Source organism: Nonomuraea rhizosphaerae, from assembly GCF_019396405.1.
GTDB lineage: Bacteria > Actinomycetota > Actinomycetes > Streptosporangiales > Streptosporangiaceae > Nonomuraea > Nonomuraea rhizosphaerae.
Genome location: NZ_JAHKRL010000364.1, coordinates 1 through 17696 on the forward strand (window position 1 = coordinate 1; position 17696 = coordinate 17696).

Genomic DNA, 17696 nt, shown 5'->3' on the forward strand with positions numbered 1-17696 from the left:
GCTTGACGAGGTTCAGCTCGTCGCGCAGCTCACCCTCCAGCGTGGCCCAGTCGTCGCGGCGTTCGAGCATCGTGTACAGGGCGGTGCCGGCCGCGCCCAGTGAGCCGCCGAAGGCGGGGGTCCAGACGTCGGCGTGGAGCGTGGAGAGGCCGGACGCGAACCTGTCCGCGATCTTGAACGCCTCCGCCAGCCGCAGCACGAACTCGATCTCGAAGCGGTCCTCCTCGGGCGTGTCCGGCGTCAGCAGCTCGGCGTTGCGCCTGGCCCAGCGCAGCTCGTCCACGTCCCAGCCGAACAGGTCGGCCAGGCGTCGGTACGGGTCCTCGACCGGCTCCTCGTGCAGGAAGGCGGCCAGCCCGTCGGGACGGGAGCGGGCCAGGTCCAGGAACCGGACGATCGTGTGCAGGTCGCTCAGCCGGTAGTCGGCCGTGTCGGACCAGCGGTTCTTGATCTGCTGGGGGAAGGTGCGCTCCACCTTCTCCTTGGTGTAGCGGACGTACTGGTCCTTGTTGAAGAAGTACGTACGGCCTTCGAGGACGAACGCGGCGTCAGGGCCCTCGTCCTCGAACGTCTTCGGCAGGTCGCCCCAGTCGTCCTTGACCGTCCTGGGGTAGCCGGTCTCGACGTATTCGAGGTCGTTCGGCTGGTAGCGGAGGTACTGACCGGCCTTGAACACGTACATCTCGCCCGTGGGCGCGGCGAAGGCGGCGTCGACGCCCTGGCCGGTGGCGAAGGCGTTGTCCACGACGCCCCACTCGCTGATCTCCCCGGTCCGGCTGACCTCCCCGGGCCGTCCGCCCTCCAGGAAGCGGCCGCCCTTGAACAGGTACGTCCGGCCGCCGAGCGTGCGGAAGGCGGCGTCCAGGCCGTCGGCGAACTCGTCCGGCAGGGGCGCCAGCTCCAGGTCCGTGGCGAGCGAGCCGTCGATCGTGCGCGGGTAGCCGTCGTCCACCACGTCGTACGCGGTGCCGGTGTAGCGCACGTACTGGTCGCCCGAGAACAGGTAGGTGTGCCGCCCCTTGACCAGCGCCGCGTCCACCTTCTCCGGGATCGTGTTGCGGACGCCGCCCAGGATGCCGAGGTCGTAGTCGGCCTCGGCGGTGGTCGAGGCGACGTGGCAGGCGCCGGCGGTGAAGGCGTAGACGTTGCGCCGGTTGGCCAGCACGGCGGTCAGTGGCCGGTCCAGTTCCTCGCCCAGGTTGGCGAAGGCCGTCTCCTGGCGCAGGTTGCCGACCGTCTTCTTCGGATAGCCGGGGTCCACGTAGCGGTACTCACCGCCGGTGTAGCGGACGTACTTGTCGCCGGAGAACAGGAACGTGTGCTCGCCCGCCACCACGGCCGCGTCCACGGTCAGGAAGGTGTCGAGCGAGCGGCCCCAGTGGTCGCGGATGGGCGCGGCCGGCGAGAAGACGCGGTCGGCGTAGCGGGTGTAGGTCTCGTCGAAGAAGAAGTATGTCGCGCCGTCGGTCGCGGTGAACGCCGTCCTGAGCCGGTCGGTAGGCTCGTGGTCGAAGCCGCGCCAGATCCGCTCGATGGGCCGGGGGTAGGACCACTGGCCGGTCCGCTGGTCCTGCTGCACGCACTTGTCGCCGTACAGCAGGAGCATGGTGTGCCCCTCGAACAGCACCGCGTCGGGGCGGGCGAAGTGGTCGTCGCGGTACTCGTCCGGGATCTCCCAGAAGTCGGAGTCGGTGATCGCCGGGTAGTCGTCGTCCGGCTCGGTGTAGTCGTCGCCGGAGTAGACCAGCAGGCGCAGGGTGCCCTCGGACTCGTCGGGCTTCTCGAAGACGTAGGTCTTGCCGTCGCGGACGTAGGCGAGGGCGACGCTGGTCAGGCCGGCCCAGTGGTCGGCGATCGGGCGCGGGTCGCCGTCGATCGTGTCCTTGCCCTGGGTGTAGGTGACGAACTGGTCGCCGCTGAACAGGTAGGTCTTCCCGTCCTGTCCAACAAACGCCGCATCCACCCGGTTGTCCTGATAAATCGTGTTACGGGGCCTGGCCCACTCCTCCGTGAGCGGGTACTGCCTGTTCAGGCGGGTGTTGTAGCAGTTCGGGCCCTGGAACAGGTACGTCGTGCCGTCGGCGCCCGTCAGCACGGCGTCCAGACCGGTCCTGAACTCCTGCGGCACCGCGCGCAGCGTGCGCGGCCTGACCGGGGTCGCCGTGATCTTCCTGCCCTCGATCGCCGTCAGCCTGTGCCAGCCGCCCCCGGTCTCGATCAGGACCGAGCCGTCCTCGATGAACGCGCACGTCGGGACCGGCAGGTTGTCGTAGCGCCGGTACAGGTCGATCGAGACGACGTGGCAGTTCCCGCCCCTGAACAGGTAGACGTTGCGCTGGTCGGCGAAGGCCGCGTCCACGCCGTCGAGCGTGACGGTGAGCCGGCCGAGACCGGGCTCCTTGGCCAGGTCCCTGATGTTGCGCGGGTAGCCCGGCTGCGCGGTCGTGCCCTCGAAGCGCAGGTACTGCGAGCCCGAGAACAGGTACGTGTACGTGTGCGGCACCTCGTCCACGACGACGTCCATGACCAGCGTGGCGTCCACCCGCCCGGTCCGCTCCAGGTTGCTGAGGACGTTGCCCCAGTACGCCCCGACGGTGGCGGGGTAGCGGTCGTCGAGCTGGGTGTAGTCCGCCGTGGAGTAGCGGACGTACTGGTCCTTGGAGAAGAGGTACGTCCTGCCGTCCTTGCCGATGAAGGCCGCGTCGATCCCCTCCTCATGGAACCTGGAGGGCAGGCTGTCCCAGTGGGTCGCCAGCGTGCGCGGCTCGGACCACCAGCGGTGACGGTGGTCGAAGACCACGAAGCGGCCACCGGAGAACAGGTACGTCTGGTTGTCCCGGCCGGTGAGCACGGCGTCGATGACGGCCCAGGCGGGGTCCTGGGCGAGGGCCGTGGGCAGGTTCCACCAGTTGTCGGCCACCGGCTTGGGGAACCCGGCGTCCGGCGTGGCGTAGTTTCTGGTGGAATAGCGGACGTAGAAGTGGCCCGCGTCGGCCTGGACCCTGATCCGTTTCGGCTCCAGGACGAGGGTGATGTCGATGTGCTGCTCGGTGGTCACGTGCCAGTCGGTGGCCGAGCCGGTGACGACGACGCCCTCGGCGAACGTCAGGCCGTGCTCCAGGAAGCGCCGCCGCAGAGCGGGCGGCAGGTGGCCCAGCTTCAGCTCGTCCGCCTGCTCCAGCGGGACGCCGAACAGCTCGCCGCCCTCGCCGAACAGGTACGTCATGCCGTCCATGACGAACGAGGCGCCGACCGTGCGCAGGCCGCCCCAGTCCTTGGCGATGGTCCTCGGGTAGCCCTCGTCCACGTACGTGTAGTCGGCGGTGGAGTACCTGAGGTAGCGCTCGTCCCTGAACAGGTACGTCTTGCCGTCCAGGCCGGTGAAGGCGGAGTCCACCCTGCCGTTGGGCAGGGCGGCCGGGACGGCGCCCCAGCGCTCGACCGTGTCGACCGGCGCGGTGTCGTCCTTGACGGTCCTGCCGTCCCTGAACAGGTGGAGGTCGCCGTCGGCGTCCTCCAGGGCGGCCTCGATGCCGGACTCGAAGGGGGCCTGGATGCGGCGCGGGTAGCCGTCGTCCACGTGGACGTGGTCGTTCTCGATGCTGTCGGAGTAGCGGGCGAGCTGGTTGCCCCTGAAGAAGTAGGCGATGCCGTCCTTGTCGGTGTAGGCGGCGTCGAGGGCGGGGGCGTCCTGGAAGGCGTTCCGCACCTTTCCCCATTTATCGGATATTTGCTGTTCTTTCGTGTCACCGGCCCTCAGGTAGGCGGGGCCGCTGAACAGGTGGATGCCGCCGTCGGTGTCCTGGAAGGACGCGTCCACGAACTTGGCGAACCGCTTGGGCAGGGGCGTGTCGTGGCCCTCCCTGGACCACCACTCGGTGACGGCGCGCGGGTAGCCCTCGTCCACGTGGGTGTAGTCGGTCGTGCTGTAGCGGACGTACTGGTCGCCGCAGAAGAGGTAGGTCTTGCCGTCCTCGTCCACGAACGCGCTGTCGATGCGCTTGGCGTTGACGAAGGTGTTCCTGACCTTGCCCCAGACCTGCTCCCGCGCGACCCAGGTGCCGCCGATCTTGGTGAAGGCCCTGGAGACGCCGTCCGAGCCGTGGCCGATGAGCCACTCGATCCCCGTGGCGGGGTGGGTGAAGGCGGCGTCCACCTTGGTCAGGCCGGCGAAGCGGGTCGACATCTCGACGAGCTGCTTCGACCTCGGCTCGATCAGGGCGTGGGTGGCGTGGGCGTAGGTCCAGTAGTACTCGCCCTCGAACAGGTAGATGTGACCGTCCGCGCTCTCCAGCAGGGCGTCGAACCGGTCCAGGCCGCGCGGCAGGACCAGCGGCTCGGGGTACTTGCCGACCAGGTCCTGGTCCTTGAAGGCGACGGCCACCTCGGTGGGGTCGAGGGCCAGCTTGGCGGCCAGCAGCGCGAAGCGGCGTACGCGCCGGTAGGTCTGCAGGAAGCGCGGATCGATCCGCGCGACGACCGGCGCCGCGGGGGCCTGCGTCGTGAGAGCCTGCGTCGTGAGAGCCTGCGTGACCGGTGGCGTCGGGGCCGGGGGGATCGGTGCCGTGAGGGCCGGGGCGGCCAGGGCGTCGAGGGCATCCTGCGTTCCGCCGGTGACGGCGACGCAGATGGCCTCGACCGTCGCGGCCGGAATGCCCAGCGCGTCGGCGAGCACCTCCCACAGCGCCTCGCGCTGCTGCGTGGCCCGCGCCTCCAGCGCGACCGTGATCTCGTCGACCGCCGCCGCGATCTCCTTGGCCACCGGGTGCAGCAGGAAGAACAGCTCCTTGGCGTAGTCCTCCAGGCCGGGCAGCTCGAAGTCGAGCGCGTTGTTGGCGTTGCGGAAGTAGGCGACCCTGTCCTCGGGCACGGTCAGCGCCTGGTCGAGGTGCCCGGCCTCGATGAGCACCCGCAGCAGGCGGACCCGCTCGCTCTCGTCGAACCCCAGCGCGGTGACCGCCTCCAGGTCCAGCCGGTAGGACCGCTCGTCCTGGAGCACCTCGCCGATCCGCGCGGCGACCACGCCCACCTCGGCGTCGGAGAACCCGTCGCCGAGCCCGTCCAGCTCGGCGCCCTCGTCGATCACCCGGCCGTCGCGGATGTAGGAGCCTTCGAGCGCGTCGATCGCCCGCTGGGCGACGGTGTCGTCGGCGATCTCGACGAAGTCCTCCGGCGTGAAGGTGTAGGTCTCCTTCTGGAACGCCGCGATCTGCTCCTTCATCGCGTCGAGAATGGTCCGGCGCCGCGGGTAGAACTCCATGGCCAGGCTGAGGTCCTCCAGCCTCAGCGCCAGGAGGGCCGCCTTGTCGACGTAGACGTCGTCGGAGTCGATGTAGCCGTTGAAGCGCAGGCTCCGCAGCAGCGTGTCGACGTCCACGTCCAGCTCCGGCGCGGCGAAGATCTGCGGGTCGAGCGTGAGCGGCTCGTCCTTGAACAGCTTGATCCGGGCCTGCAGCTCCGCCAGCACCTGCGGCGCGACGTCGTCGAGGTCGGCGTTGACCTTGAAGTCGGCGACGTTGGTCTCGTCGGCGAAGAAGTCAGGGTCGAGGACCGCGCCCTCGCTGTCGAGGTAGCCGTGGTGGACGAGGTTGTCGTACAGCTCGGCCTGCTGCTCCTCGGTCAGGTTCCCGAGCGAGGCCAGGTCGGAGGGGTAGAAGAACGATGTGCCGTTGCTGACGCTGTTGACCAGCTTGAACAGCAGCTCCTTGAACGACCCGAAGTCCCTGACCAGCGCCGCCGTCTGCGTGGGCACCAGCGTGCCGTCGGCCTGGAGCCGTCCGGAGAACACCAGGTTGGCGAAGATCTTGGCCGTCAGCCGCTCGTCCAGGCCCAGCCCGAGGAAGTCCTCCTTGAGGACCAGCCCGAGGCTGGTGACCGCGTCGTAGGAGGCCGAGCGGACCTTGGGCTTGTCCAGGCGCAGCAGCCGATCGTCCTTCGCCGACACGACGCCGGTGACGTCGTCGGCGGTCAGCACGTCGTGGAGCGCCTGGGAGGCGCGCTGCCCGAACCGGCGTGAGACGAACAGGTCGGCGGTCAGGGCGACGGCCTCGAACCGCTGCCGCAGCACCTCGGCCACGGCCTCGTCCTCGGGGTCCTTCTTGCTGCCCAGGACCGCGATCAGCTCCTCGGCGCTGAACCCGCTGGTCTGCATCCACCCCGCCACGGCGAACAGCGTCTGCGCCAGCCACAGCGCCGACGCGGGGTCGGCTCCCTCCAGGATCCGGTAGCAGTCCTGGGTACGCGGCTGCGTGCCGCCGAGGATCGAGAAGGTGGTGTAGCGCTGCAGCGACGGGTCGCTCTCCAGCACCTCCAGCAGGTCGAACAGCTCGCCGACGGACAGCCCGAGCGCCGTCACCAGCCTGCCGACCCGCTGCAGCAGCGCGATCTCCGCAAGCGCGATCTCCCCCTGGTCGAAGGGGCTCGGCTCCAGCGCGCTGTAGTGCTCGCGGAAGCGCAGCACGGTGTCGACGATGTCGCTCTCGGCCATCTCGATGGAACGTGCCAGCAGCCGGCGGAAGTCCTTGTTGTGCGGCGCCAGGATGTCCCCGGACGCGGCCGGCAGATCCTCCAGGTCGGCCGGCTTGATCGGCACGACGAACCCGCACACCCCGTCCACGGCCAGCTCGTAGGCGCGGCCCAGGAACACCACGACCGCGATGCTGCGCAGCGCCTCCAGGTTGATCTGGCTGTCGCAGCAGGTGGTGAGGATCCGGTCGAGGTCGGTCATGGTGAGGCCGGTCTTGCGGGCCAGCCGGACGAACCTGTTGGTCCGCTCGAACCACTCCACGTCGGCCACGATCCGCTGCTCGTCCAGGACCGCGGCGGTGCCGCTGCCCCGGTTGACGAAGAACGTGGACGGCGGCCGGTCCGGGTCCTCGCTCTGCAGGATCAGCTCCCGCACTTCGAGCATGGTGAGGCCGGTGGCCCGCCGGAACCTGTCGACGTCGTTCAGGACGGAGACGTCCTCGTCCTTGCCGTTCTTGTCCTTGCCGAGCCCGTACACGACCCTGAGGTTCGGGTTGGGGGTGACGGCGTCGCGCGCCTCCTCGGCCGACAGTCCGAGGTAGAGCCTCGCCACCAGGTCGGCGTCGAGCTGGGCGGCGAACAGCCGGTAGAACTCGTCCGGCCCGACCTTGAAGTGCCGCAGGTAGAGCCTGAACCGCTCCTCGTCCAGCGAGAACGGCATGGTGAAGGGGTGGTCGGCCTCGCGCAGGGTCTCGTACGGCGTCGCGCCGATGACTTGCTCCAGCACCTCGTTGACGATGTCGAGGTACGGCGACTCGGTGAAGGTGTTCTCGGCGTCCAACGGGATCTTGGCCAGATCCGGACGCCGCCGCAGGAGGTCCGGATCCTGGTAGACGCCCTCCAGGAGGCGCAGCAGGTCCACCAGATAGGCCGCCGGCGAGTACACGGACCGGGCCTCGTCACCCTCGTAGAAGTCGAGTTCCTCGAAAAGCTGCTCGTAGCTGGGTAATGAGTCGTCCCTGCGCAACGTGATCCCCCCTAAATTGGATCTCCTGTGTCGGCCGACCTATGTTCGCCCAACCCTCGGGAGGAACAGTACTGGCCGTCAAGGTAAGGATCGCGGACCCCGCTATTTTGGGCCTTGCCAACGGCCCCTCCATACCTTTGGGTGGGGTGGGTGCCTTTTATCGGCCACATTGACTCGGCCCTTGGATGCTCTTTTTGGAATTCGCGCCAATTAAGCGCCATAACCTCCCGGGAATCCCCGCGACGGCGCCCTGGTTGCACAGGAGAGTGGCCCCCTCCACCTCCTGAAAGGCATCAGCTCCATGGCTCTCACTCTCCCCCTCTCCATCCTCGACCTGGCGCACATCGGCGAGGGAGAGACGGCGCGGGACAGCCTGACCGCCAGTGTCGCCCTGGCCCAGCGCGCCGAAGAGCTGGGTTACCAGCGCGTCTGGTACGCCGAGCACCACAACATGCCGTCGATCGCCTCCTCGGCGACCAGCGTCCTCATAGCCCACATAGCGGCGAACACCAGCACGATCCGCCTCGGCGCGGGCGGCATCATGCTGCCCAACCACTCGCCGCTGACCATCGCCGAGCAGTTCGGCACCCTGGAGACGCTGCACCCCGGCCGGATCGACCTCGGCCTGGGCCGCGCGCCGGGCAGTGACCAGCAGACGTTCCGCGCGCTGCGCCGCACCCACGCCTCCGCCGACAACTTCCCGCAGGACGTCCTCGAACTGCAGGGCTACCTGGGCACCGAGTCCCGCATCCCCGGCGTCGAGGCGACCCCCGGCAAGGGGACCGGCGTGCCCCTCTACATCCTCGGCTCGTCCCTCTTCGGCGCCCAGCTCGCCGCCGTCCTCGGCCTGCCGTACGCCTTCGCCTCCCACTTCGCGCCCACCGCCCTGGAGGAGGCGGTCACGCTCTACCGGCGCGAGTTCCAGCCCTCCGAGCAGCTCGACCACCCGTACGTCATCGCGGGCGTCAACGTCATCGCGGCCGACACCACCGAGGAGGCGGAGGAGCAGCTCCTGTCCGCCAAGCGCCTGCGCGTGGGCCGCTTCCTGGCCCGCGGCGCGTCCCTCACCACCGAGGAGGCGGACACGATCCTCGCCTCGCCCGCCGGGCAGCAGGTGCTGCAGATGATGAAGTACTCCGCTGTCGGGACCGGCGCGGAGGTGAAGGACTATCTCGACCGCTTCGCGAAGCAGGCTCAGGCGGACGAACTCATCGTCGCCTTCTCGGCGCCGGACAGAAAGGCTTGGATGCGTTCACTGGAACTGCTCGCGGCGACGACTGCCGAATAGCGGGGGCGCCGCGCGGCATTTCTCGTGCCCGCGGTGCTTTTCGCGGTGGAGCGCGGGCATTCCTGCTGCGCCCGTGTGCGTTTCGGTATTTTTCGCGGCGCGGTTTCATGACGCTGGTTCTCATTACGTGGCCGGCACGCGAGGGCGGGCATTACGCCGACTTCGGATCCGTGACCGCCGGGGCGGCGTCCCTCCTCAGCCTTGGCCCTTGACCCCTTGGCTTCCTAGCTGGTGGGGGGCGGCCTGACGGCTTCCGGCGCAGATTGCCTGGCGTGCCCATCGCCGACCACCTCGGTACGGAATTCCTGAAACTGGACCCCTGCATCGGCGACCGAGCGCTGTTCTACTACCTCAGCGCGCCCCCTCGATTCCTATGACGAGGGCAAAGTCGCGGTGATCATCGCGGGCGAGCGAACCCATTCAGTCATGATCTTCCACTCGCCTGTTGACGATCTTCCGCCGTCCGGAAAACCACCATCAGACCTCCTAGGCCGCGTTTCAAGGGAACCTTCATTCCCCGAAGATCGTGCTGCACCGCGGGCACCGCCCCCCTCCCTTGTGGCGCCGATTCGTCCATGTCCAAGCGGATTGATCATCTGGTAGTTTTCGAACACCAGAGCCAACCTCGCGCGAGGGAGTGTCGTGACATGACCACCGCCGATCACGACCACCACCCCGACCCCTCCCACGACCGTGATGGCGACGGCGACGGCGGGCAGCCCGATCGGTCCTCGGCGTGGCAGGCGGCCTGGGACGTCCTGGCCCCCGTGACGGACCTGGTCACTCCGATGGCGGTGCGGGTCGCGGCCTCCCTGAGCCTGGCCGACCTGATGGCCGACGGCCCGGTGCCGGTCGAGGAGCTGGCCCGCCGCTCCGGCACCCACGCCGACGCCCTCACTCGCCTGCTGCGTCACCTGGTCCACCGAGGCGTCTTCACCGAACCGGCCCCGGACAGCTTCGCGCTCAACGAGCCCGCCGCACTGCTGACGTCCGACCACCCCGCCGGGATGCGGCAGCGACTCGACCTGGGCGGGTTCGGCGGGCAGATGGACCTGGCGTTCACCGGCCTGCTGCACACGGTCCGCACCGGGCAGCCGGCGTGGGAGACGGTCTTCGGCGCCCCGTTCTGGCACCATCTCGCCGCGAACCCGGAGATGAGCGTGTCGTTCGACGCGATGATGGCCGCCGGGGCGGACTACGCCGCCGACGCGGTCAGCGCGTACGACTGGTCCGGGGTGCGGCACGTGGTCGACGTCGGCGGCGGCACCGGCGCGCTGCTCGCCGAGGTGCTGAGCGTCGCCCCGGACATCCGGGCCACGCTCGTGGACCTGCCGGACACGGTGGAGCGCGGCCGTCAGCATCTGGCCGGGCGCGGGCTGGACAAGCGGTGCGCGTTCGCCGGCCAGAGCTTCTTCGACCCGCTGCCCGCCGGCGGCGACGCGTACGTGCTCAGCGGTGTCGTGCACGACTGGGACGACGAGGCGGCCGTCCGCATCCTGCGCCGCTGCGCCGAGGCGGCCGGCCAGGACGGGCGGATCATCATGATCGAGTCACAGGGCGGCGGTCCCGGTGCCGACCCGGCCATGTTCGCCGAGATGAACCTGCGCATGCTCGTCCTCAGCGGCGGCCGGGAACGCACCGTCGACCAGTACGGCGCCCTCGCCACCCGAGCCGGCCTCACCCTCACCGACGTACGCACCACCCCGTACGGCCAGGCCCTCCTCATTTGCCAGGCGTAGGAATCTCCTTGTTGGAGTAGTACACCTTGGAGAACGGGAACTCGGTCGCCATCCAGTGGCGGAGCGCGTCGTACACCTTGGCGTAATACCCGCGCTCATAGGCGTCGGGCGTGACCCACCAGCTCACGTCGACGTCGTACTGGACCAGTTCCTCGGTGAGCGGCTGACGCCGGCCCATCGGATACAGATAACAGCACCCCATGTATCGGCCGCCCGCGTCGTAAACGCCGTAGGTGAACGAGTCACCCTCCCGGAACTCGCACTCGTGCCAGACGAGATCCACGTAGTTGAAGTCCTCGGTGACCGGCTCGGACGGCCAGCGCCCGCCCCGCGTCCGCCGGATGAGCTCGATGCTGGCGTTGATTCCCTGGACGTCGTCCTTCACGTGCTCACGGGTGAGCGCGTACATCCGTACGTCCTGGTAGGCCAGCTCTTTGGGAGCGGTCCACCCCTCCGGCAGGCTCAGCCGCTTGACCAGCCCTTGATAGTCCACGATCGCTCCGCCCCATTCCCGTACCCGTCCCTGTACCCGTAGGTGAGAAATGATAGATCGGCCCTCAAGAACAGCCAGGCCGGCAACAGGGCATTCGCCGGACATTCGATCCTGGAGAGGTCGCCGGGCCGGACCGCGGAACGTCACACTCCCACGGTGACGTCTTTCACGTGACAGTTAGGATCCGCCCATGTCCCGGTTCCAGGTGACGACCTTGGTTCTCGCACCACCGCCGGTTGTCTTCGACGCGTCCTTGTCGGTCGAGTTGCACACCGCCTCCATGCGCGGCTCGCGCGAACGAGCAGTCGCCGGCGTGACCTCCGGACGGCTTTCCCTGGGCGATCAGGTGACGTGGCGAGCGCGGCACTTCGGTCTCACCTGGCACCTGACCTCGACGATCAGCGCCTGCACCCGGCCTTCGTACTTCGTCGACGAACAGGTGGACGGCCCGTTCCGGCATTGGCGCCACGAGCACACCTTCGAATTGACCCACGCCGGCAAGGGCGACACCGAGGCGACCCTCATGAAGGACATCGTCGACTTCGCCGCGCCCGCCGGCCCCTTGGGGACCGTCGCGGACTCCCTTGTCCTGCGCCGCTACATGACCAAGCTGATCCTGCTGCGTAACGCACACCTCAAAAGGTCGACCGAACCCGCCAAGCGGTGAAGGCGACAGCGAAGATCAGCGCGACGGATCGGTAACGGCCCTACGGCGCGCGCAGCAGGCCGATCCGCCACCCGGCCGTCGCTACTCGGGCACCACGCTGGCGTGCGCCGCGACGACTCGCCAGCCCCTCACGTCGTCCCTGATCCAGGTCCGCGTGTAGCGCATCCGGGCCTGGAACACGCTTCCCCCGGCGGTGCCCGCGAGAGTGCCGAGAAACCACGTGACACCGGTGGTCCCGTCGGCGAGCACTTGCAGTTCCTCCTCGTCCACCCGGGTCAACGCCTGGGCGCCGGAACGCTGAAGCTCCAGATCATCTTGCTTGGTGTACGTCTTCCCGTCGACACCGAGGGTGAAGATCAGCCGATCGTCGAGCAGTTCGTCGAGAGCATCGGCATCGGCGGCGAGCTGGGCCGCCTGGAGGCGACGCTCGGCCGCACGCAACTCTTCAACGGTGTCACCCATGGTCACTCCTTACACGAGAGTGCCGAGTATGTCAGGTCCGCGACAACAGTTCATGTCTCAATCGCACTCAGGAGCAGGCCAGGCAGCGCACCGGTCGTACTCCGAGAACATGCGGCCCGGCGGCCATCGGATCTCGGACCCCAGCGCGCCTGTCCGCCAAAAACCCTGCTACCGCCCTGGGCTTTCCCTGCCCGGCACTCGATACTTTGACTGCCCGGGCGATGATCCACGGTCAATTCCGGTAAACGCTCAGACGAGGAGCGCATTAAGTGCGTAGAGCGATCAAGGCAACACCGCATCCGGCAAGAGCGCCATTCGCCCTGAAGAAAATTCTGATAAGCCTGCTGGCATTGTTCGCCACCCTCGTGGTGGCCGCCGGCCCCACCCTGGCCGCCACGCCGGACCCGTCCGCTCAGCCCGTGCCTTCGGATACGCGAACGCATCAACCGAAAATCCCCGACGAGCGAATCATGCTCAAACCGTCGACGGACGCGTCAACGGAGGCCGCCCCGGCATGCACGTCGCCGTGCTACCCCAACTGCCTCTACCAGGCGTTTCCCTGCTGGGACATCTGGTCGCAGAACTATCTCGCCGCGAACCCGAACCCCAGCATGCCGCGGCTGTGCATCAGCGAACGCCAATCGCTGGCGGCGGGCTATTACGACTGGGGAATGATCAACGGCCCCGGGAGCGCCATAAAGGTGGTGCAGAAGCTTCCGCTAGGGGCGAGCCCGTACGCTTTCCAGGTCTGCATCATCCCGCAAAGCGGAAACTACAGGGTGGAGATGAACCTCCAGCCCGACGTCGCGGGGTATCCCCATGAATCGGTCATCATCCAGAACGTCGACGTTCCGAGTGACGGTAATTACATTTGGGGAGGTTACCTCGACCCGCTGTTCTGACCACTGAGCATCCGGTGCCGCCCCTCTTGCCTACGTGGCACGAGAGGCGGCATCCACCGCCCGCCTTTCCCCATCTCCTCACCGCAGATCGGTCTGTCCAATGCCGAGACAGCCGCCGCGACGGAAGCCGGACATCTGCTCGGATTCACCGCGGTCAGAACGTGGCGATCGGGTTGACCGGACTGCCGGACGTACCGGCGAAGCGGACCGGCGCGACCGCGAGCTGGAAGTCCCACTGACCAAGCTCGGCAGCCGTCGCCGCGCAAGCCTCCAGATCGCAGTTGTCGAGCAGCCACAACCCCATCGCGACCAGGCTCACGGCATGAACCGGCATCAACACGTCCTCATACCCCGACGGCTGAACGTCCTGGGGAGTGTCAGCGCCGATCAGCGCGACCCCCCGCTCATGCAGCCACGGCAGACAGGACGCGTGCCAGCCGGCCTGCGTGAACCCGCCGGCCGCACCGGCCTCGTGCCGGACGCGGCCGTAGCCGGTCCGCAGAAGCACCGCATCGCCGGGTCGCACCCGCACCCCTTGGCGCCGCTCAGCCTCCTCCAGATCGTCGGGAAACACCCCCTCCCCCGACTCCAACCACGGCACACCCCGCACGCCCGCGATGTCCAGCAGCACACCCCGCGTGATGATCCCGTTCGCCGCCGCCGTGACGGCCCCCCACCCCGATCCCGTTTCGGCATCGACCAGTGAGTGCGGCCGCCCGTTGTACATCATGCCGTCCCAGAAAATGTGGCACGGCGAGTCGACGTGGGTGAGGGTGTTGCCGTGGAACGTGACGCCCAGCCGCTCGGACGAAAACCCCCAGCGCCGATCATTGTGGAACGCCCCCGCCGGCATGTTCTCAGCCCCCGGCATGTCGGCGGCGCACGGGCACGACGTCGTCGCCCGCTCCATGTCCTCCGGTACGGCAACCTCCCACGCGCACGACACGCTCCTGCCGTGACGCACAGCCCGCGCCGCCGCCAGCCGGACCTCGTCGGTGATGTGATTCAGCGTGCCGAGCTCGTCGTCATCACCCCACCGCCCCCAGTTCGACAACGTGTCGAAGTACCCGAGCACGTCGTCCTGCGTAGGCATCGCCCGCTCTGCCGTCATCCCAGCATCGACTCCTCCGGTCACGCGCTTCGAGATACCGCAGGCAGGGTATCCCGCCCTTTCCTCCGACATGACCTCGCCGGGGCCGGAGAGACAGCGCGTGCTCCCGAGATCGGGACATCACAACACAGGAAAGGCCCTCTCCTGATGGAAAGGGCCTTTGAGCTGGGAGCCGCCTTGGGGATTCGAACCCCAGACCCCTTCATTACGAGTGAAGTGCTCTGGCCGACTGAGCTAAGGCGGCGTGCCGTACAGCATGAAGAGTCTACAGGAGCCCGAGGGGTTCTTGCTCCGCCATTAGCCGCCACCCGGGCAGACCGTTCCATCCTTGGGCGGAGTGGTGGTGAGCAGGTAGGTGTCCACTGCGGCGTCCACGCAAGCGGAGCCGGTGAAGTAGGCGGTGTGGCCGTCGCCGTCGTAGCCGAGGAAGGTGCCGGAGTCGAGTTGCTCGGCGAGGGCTTGGGCCCATTCGTAGGGAGTGGCGGGGTCGCGTTCGGTGCCTATGACCAGGATGGGGGCGGCGCCCTTGGCGGTCAGGGGGTGGTGGGTGAAGGTGGGGGTGGCGGGCCAGTAGGCGCAGGGGAGGGAGCTCCACATGATGTACGGGCCGAAGCGGGGGGCGGTGCGGGCCGTGTCGCGGGCGGCGGTGGCGTAGGTGGAGACGGCCTTGGGGTAGGCGCTGTCCATGCAGTTGATGGCCAGGTTGGCTTCGGTCTGGTTGGAGTAGGTGCCGTCGTCTCGGCGGCCCATCAGCTGGTCGGCGTTGGCGAGGAGGAGGGCGCCGTCGCCGTTCAGGGCCTGGCGGAAGGTTTCGGTCAGGGTGGGCCAGGAGCGACGGTCGTAGAGGGGGGTCAGGGCGCCGAGGGTGGCGAGGGATTCCGTGGTCTGACGGTCGCCGGCGGGGAGGGGTTTTCCGTCTGTGTTCTGGAGGAGGGTGGTGATCTCCGACAGGGCGCCGTCCGGGGTTCGGCTGTGGAAGGGGCAGGCCGGGGTGGCCAGGCAGGATTTCACGTAGGCGCGGAGGGCGCGTTCGAAGGCGGTGGCCTGGTCGGCGTTGTGGGTCATGCGGGGGAGGGCGGGGTTCACGGCGCCGTCGAGGACGAGGGCTCGGACCTTGCCGGGGTACAGGTCGGCGTACACGGCTCCTAAGAACGTTCCGTACGACTTGCCGAGGTAGGTGAGCTTCTCGTCGCCCAGGGCCTGGCGCAGGGACTCCAGGTCGCGGGCGGCGTCGACCGTGCCGAGGTGCGGCAGGAGGTCGGCCGCGCGGGACTGGCAGCCGTTCGCGAAGTCTCGGGACGCCTTTTCGAGGGCCGCCTGCTCCTGGGGGTCGTCGGGGGTGGTGTCCAGGGCCACGAAGGCGTCGAGGGCCTGGTCGTCCAGGCATTTGACGGGGGTGGAGGATCCGACGCCGCGTGGGTCGAAGCCGACGATGTCGAAGTGCTCGCGGACGGGCCTGCTGACGATCGAGCGGGCGGCGAGGGCGTAGTTGATGCCGGAGCCGCCGGGGCCGCCAGGGTTGACCACCAAGGAGCCGATCCGGTCGCCCGTGGCGGGGAGGCGGACGGCGCTGAGGGTGATCTTGCTGCCGCCGGGCCGGTCGTGGTCGAGGGGGACGGTGAGTTCGGCGCATTCGAAGCCGGGGGCTGCCTCGCAGTCCGACCACGTCAATGTCGATGCTGACGGTGGCGGGGGCGTGGTGGCCGGGGTGCAGGCGGAGGTAAGGAGGGCGGTTGCGGCTACGGCGGCGGCCGCGACTCGGGGGCTCACGGTTGGGGATCCTACGCCGCGAGCCCGCTATGGCTGGGCGGTTGTGGGCCATCACAACATGGGCGCCCGCAGTGTTGGTGTACGCGCCTAAGACATGCGCCGGAGGGTCTGGCAGCCTCGATGAGAGGGCGGCTGAGGGTCGCTTTCATGCCGGTTGAGCTGCGTGAACGGCGGCCTGTGAGTGCGTGCTGGGAGGGATTGGCCATGGGCTCCAGTGAGGGCAAGAGCGAGGGTGGGGAGTGGCCGCGACCCGTGGTTCCCCGGATCGGTGCTCGGCTCAGTTACGCCCTTCATCGGGTACTTGCGGCCAACGCCCTCTACCGCAGGCTCGGGGCGTGGGTCGAGCGCAGGCGGCCGGTCTACCGGTGGTTCACGGGCGCGGAGCGGGTGATCAAGGAGCAGCTGTACGGGTGCCGCATGTGCGGCCAGTGCGCCCTGCCCGACACCGGTTACACCTGCCCGATGACCTGCCCGAAGCAGCTGCGCAACGGCCCCTGCGGAGGCGTGGGGGCCGACGGGCGCTGTGAGGTGCATCCCGAGCTGGTCTGCGTGTGGGTCACCGCGATAGAGCGGGCGGAGGAGGCGGGGCATGGCGCCGACCTGGATCTGCTGCAACGTCCGGTCGATCACCGCGAATGGGGGCGAAGCTCGTGGGTGAACTACTGGCAGGGGCGGGACGAGGGGCTGGGGGTCGCTCCCGGCGGGGACAGCCCCCGGTCGCTGGTACGACGTGAGCTGGGGTTGAGCCCCAGATGAGCCGTCCGGACGAGACGCAGGCACAGGGGCTGCGGGGGGCGTTCGCGGCCGGCCGGTTCGCCGTCACCGCCGAGATCGGTCCGCCGAGAGGTACGGACGCGGAGTCCGTCACCCGGAAGGCGGAGATCCTGCGCGGCTGGGTGGACGCCGCGAACGTCACCGACAACCAGGGCGCCAACGCCCGCCTGTCGAGCCTGGCCGGCAGCCTCCTGGTCCAGCGCGCCGGCGTGGAGCCGGTGATGCAGCTGACCTGCCGTGACCGTAACCGCATCGCCCTGCAGTCCGACCTGCTCGCGGCGGGCGCCCTCGGCGTCCCGAACGTGCTGCTGCTGACCGGCGACCATCCCCGGTTCGGCGACCATCCCGAGGCCAAGCCGGTCTTCGACCTCGACGGCGTGCAGCTCGTCTGGACCGCGCGCACGTTGCGGGACGAGGGCGAGCTCATCTCCGGCAAGGAGCTGACCGGCCGCCCGTCGTGGCTGATCGGCGCGGTCGAGAACCCGTTCGCGCCTCCCCTGGACTTCCGGGCCCGCAGGCTGGCCAAGAAGGTGGCGGCGGGGGCGGAGTTCGTGCAGACGCAGTACGTGTTCGACTTCGAGGTGTTCGAGCGGTGGATGTCCGGTCTGCGAGACCTCGGTATCACCGAGCACTGCAAGGTCATCGCCGGCGCCGGCCCGATCCGCTCGCTGCGCGCCCTGGAGTTCATGCGTACGGCCGTGCCCGGCGTGCACATCCCCGACGAGGTCGTACGGAGGCTGCGCGGGGTGCCCGGCGACCGGGTCGCCGACGAGGGGATCGAGCTGTGCGTGGAGACCGTGCAACGGCTCGCCACGATCCCGGGCGTCGCGGGTGTGCATCTCATGGCGCTCGGTTACGAGCGCGGCGTGCCCGACATCCTGCGGCGGGCCGGCGTCGGCCCCCAGGAAGCAGCAAAAGCACCCAAGCCTTCCGTCAGAAACCGTCACCACCCCATGGAGGGCATCGGTCATGCTCGTTGACTTCCGGCCCCATTCCCG

11 protein-coding genes and 1 tRNA gene are annotated in these 17696 nt (G+C 68.7%); 6 read left to right on the forward strand and 6 right to left on the reverse strand.

Annotation, left to right across the window (positions count from 1 at the left end):
• On the reverse strand, positions 1-7492 hold a 7492-nt coding region (locus KME77_RS18340), incomplete at its 3' end, for a hemopexin repeat-containing protein (protein ID WP_219469075.1).
• Between the two features lie 301 nt (positions 7493-7793).
• Here KME77_RS18340 and KME77_RS18345 point away from each other — a divergent pair.
• Positions 7794-8780, forward strand: a complete 987-nt coding sequence (locus KME77_RS18345; RefSeq protein ID WP_219469077.1) for an LLM class flavin-dependent oxidoreductase — start codon at positions 7794-7796, stop codon at positions 8778-8780.
• A gap of 647 nt (positions 8781-9427) precedes the next feature.
• A complete protein-coding gene (locus KME77_RS18350) occupies positions 9428-10519 on the forward strand; it encodes a methyltransferase (RefSeq protein ID WP_219469083.1) in 1092 nt (363 codons plus the stop codon).
• Here the strand turns inward: KME77_RS18350 and KME77_RS18355 are convergent.
• Positions 10503-11012, reverse strand: coding sequence for a GNAT family N-acetyltransferase (locus tag KME77_RS18355; protein WP_219469086.1), 510 nt, complete (start codon positions 11010-11012; stop codon positions 10503-10505). The genes KME77_RS18350 and KME77_RS18355 overlap by 17 nt on opposite strands.
• A 190-nt stretch (positions 11013-11202) precedes the next feature.
• Between KME77_RS18355 and KME77_RS18360 the strand changes: the two genes are divergently transcribed.
• Entirely contained in the window at positions 11203-11679 is a 477-nt protein-coding gene (locus tag KME77_RS18360; RefSeq protein ID WP_219469088.1) for an SRPBCC family protein, read from the forward strand.
• An 81-nt stretch (positions 11680-11760) separates the two neighbouring features.
• Here KME77_RS18360 and KME77_RS18365 read toward each other — a convergent pair whose 3' ends face one another.
• Positions 11761-12141, reverse strand: a complete 381-nt coding sequence (locus KME77_RS18365) for a nuclear transport factor 2 family protein (protein ID WP_219469091.1) — start codon at positions 12139-12141, stop codon at positions 11761-11763.
• A gap of 269 nt (positions 12142-12410) precedes the next feature.
• On the opposite strand from KME77_RS18365, the gene KME77_RS18370 reads away from it, so the two are divergent.
• Positions 12411-13043 (forward strand): hypothetical protein, encoded by a 633-nt coding sequence (locus tag KME77_RS18370; protein WP_219469094.1) that lies wholly within the window; start codon positions 12411-12413, stop codon positions 13041-13043.
• A 154-nt stretch (positions 13044-13197) separates the two neighbouring features.
• Here KME77_RS18370 and KME77_RS18375 read toward each other — a convergent pair whose 3' ends face one another.
• The 3 genes from KME77_RS18375 to KME77_RS18385 form a co-directional block, all read right to left on the reverse strand.
• Positions 13198-14154, reverse strand: a complete 957-nt coding sequence (locus tag KME77_RS18375; RefSeq protein ID WP_246610094.1) for a cyclase family protein — start codon at positions 14152-14154, stop codon at positions 13198-13200.
• Positions 14155-14324: 170 nt separating this feature from the next.
• Positions 14325-14398 (reverse strand) — tRNA-Thr (locus KME77_RS18380).
• Positions 14399-14451: 53 nt separating this feature from the next.
• Positions 14452-15924, reverse strand: a complete 1473-nt coding sequence (locus KME77_RS18385) for an alpha/beta hydrolase (RefSeq protein ID WP_219469097.1) — start codon at positions 15922-15924, stop codon at positions 14452-14454.
• Positions 15925-16128: 204 nt separating this feature from the next.
• Between KME77_RS18385 and KME77_RS18390 the strand changes: the two genes are divergently transcribed.
• Both KME77_RS18390 and KME77_RS18395 read left to right on the forward strand, forming a co-directional pair.
• Positions 16129-16680, forward strand: a complete 552-nt coding sequence (locus KME77_RS18390; protein WP_219469100.1) for a methylenetetrahydrofolate reductase C-terminal domain-containing protein — start codon at positions 16129-16131, stop codon at positions 16678-16680.
• Positions 16677-17678, forward strand: coding sequence for a methylenetetrahydrofolate reductase (locus KME77_RS18395; RefSeq protein ID WP_219469102.1), 1002 nt, complete (start codon positions 16677-16679; stop codon positions 17676-17678). Before KME77_RS18390 ends, KME77_RS18395 begins: the two co-directional genes overlap by 4 nt.
• Positions 17679-17696 lie beyond the last annotated feature (18 nt).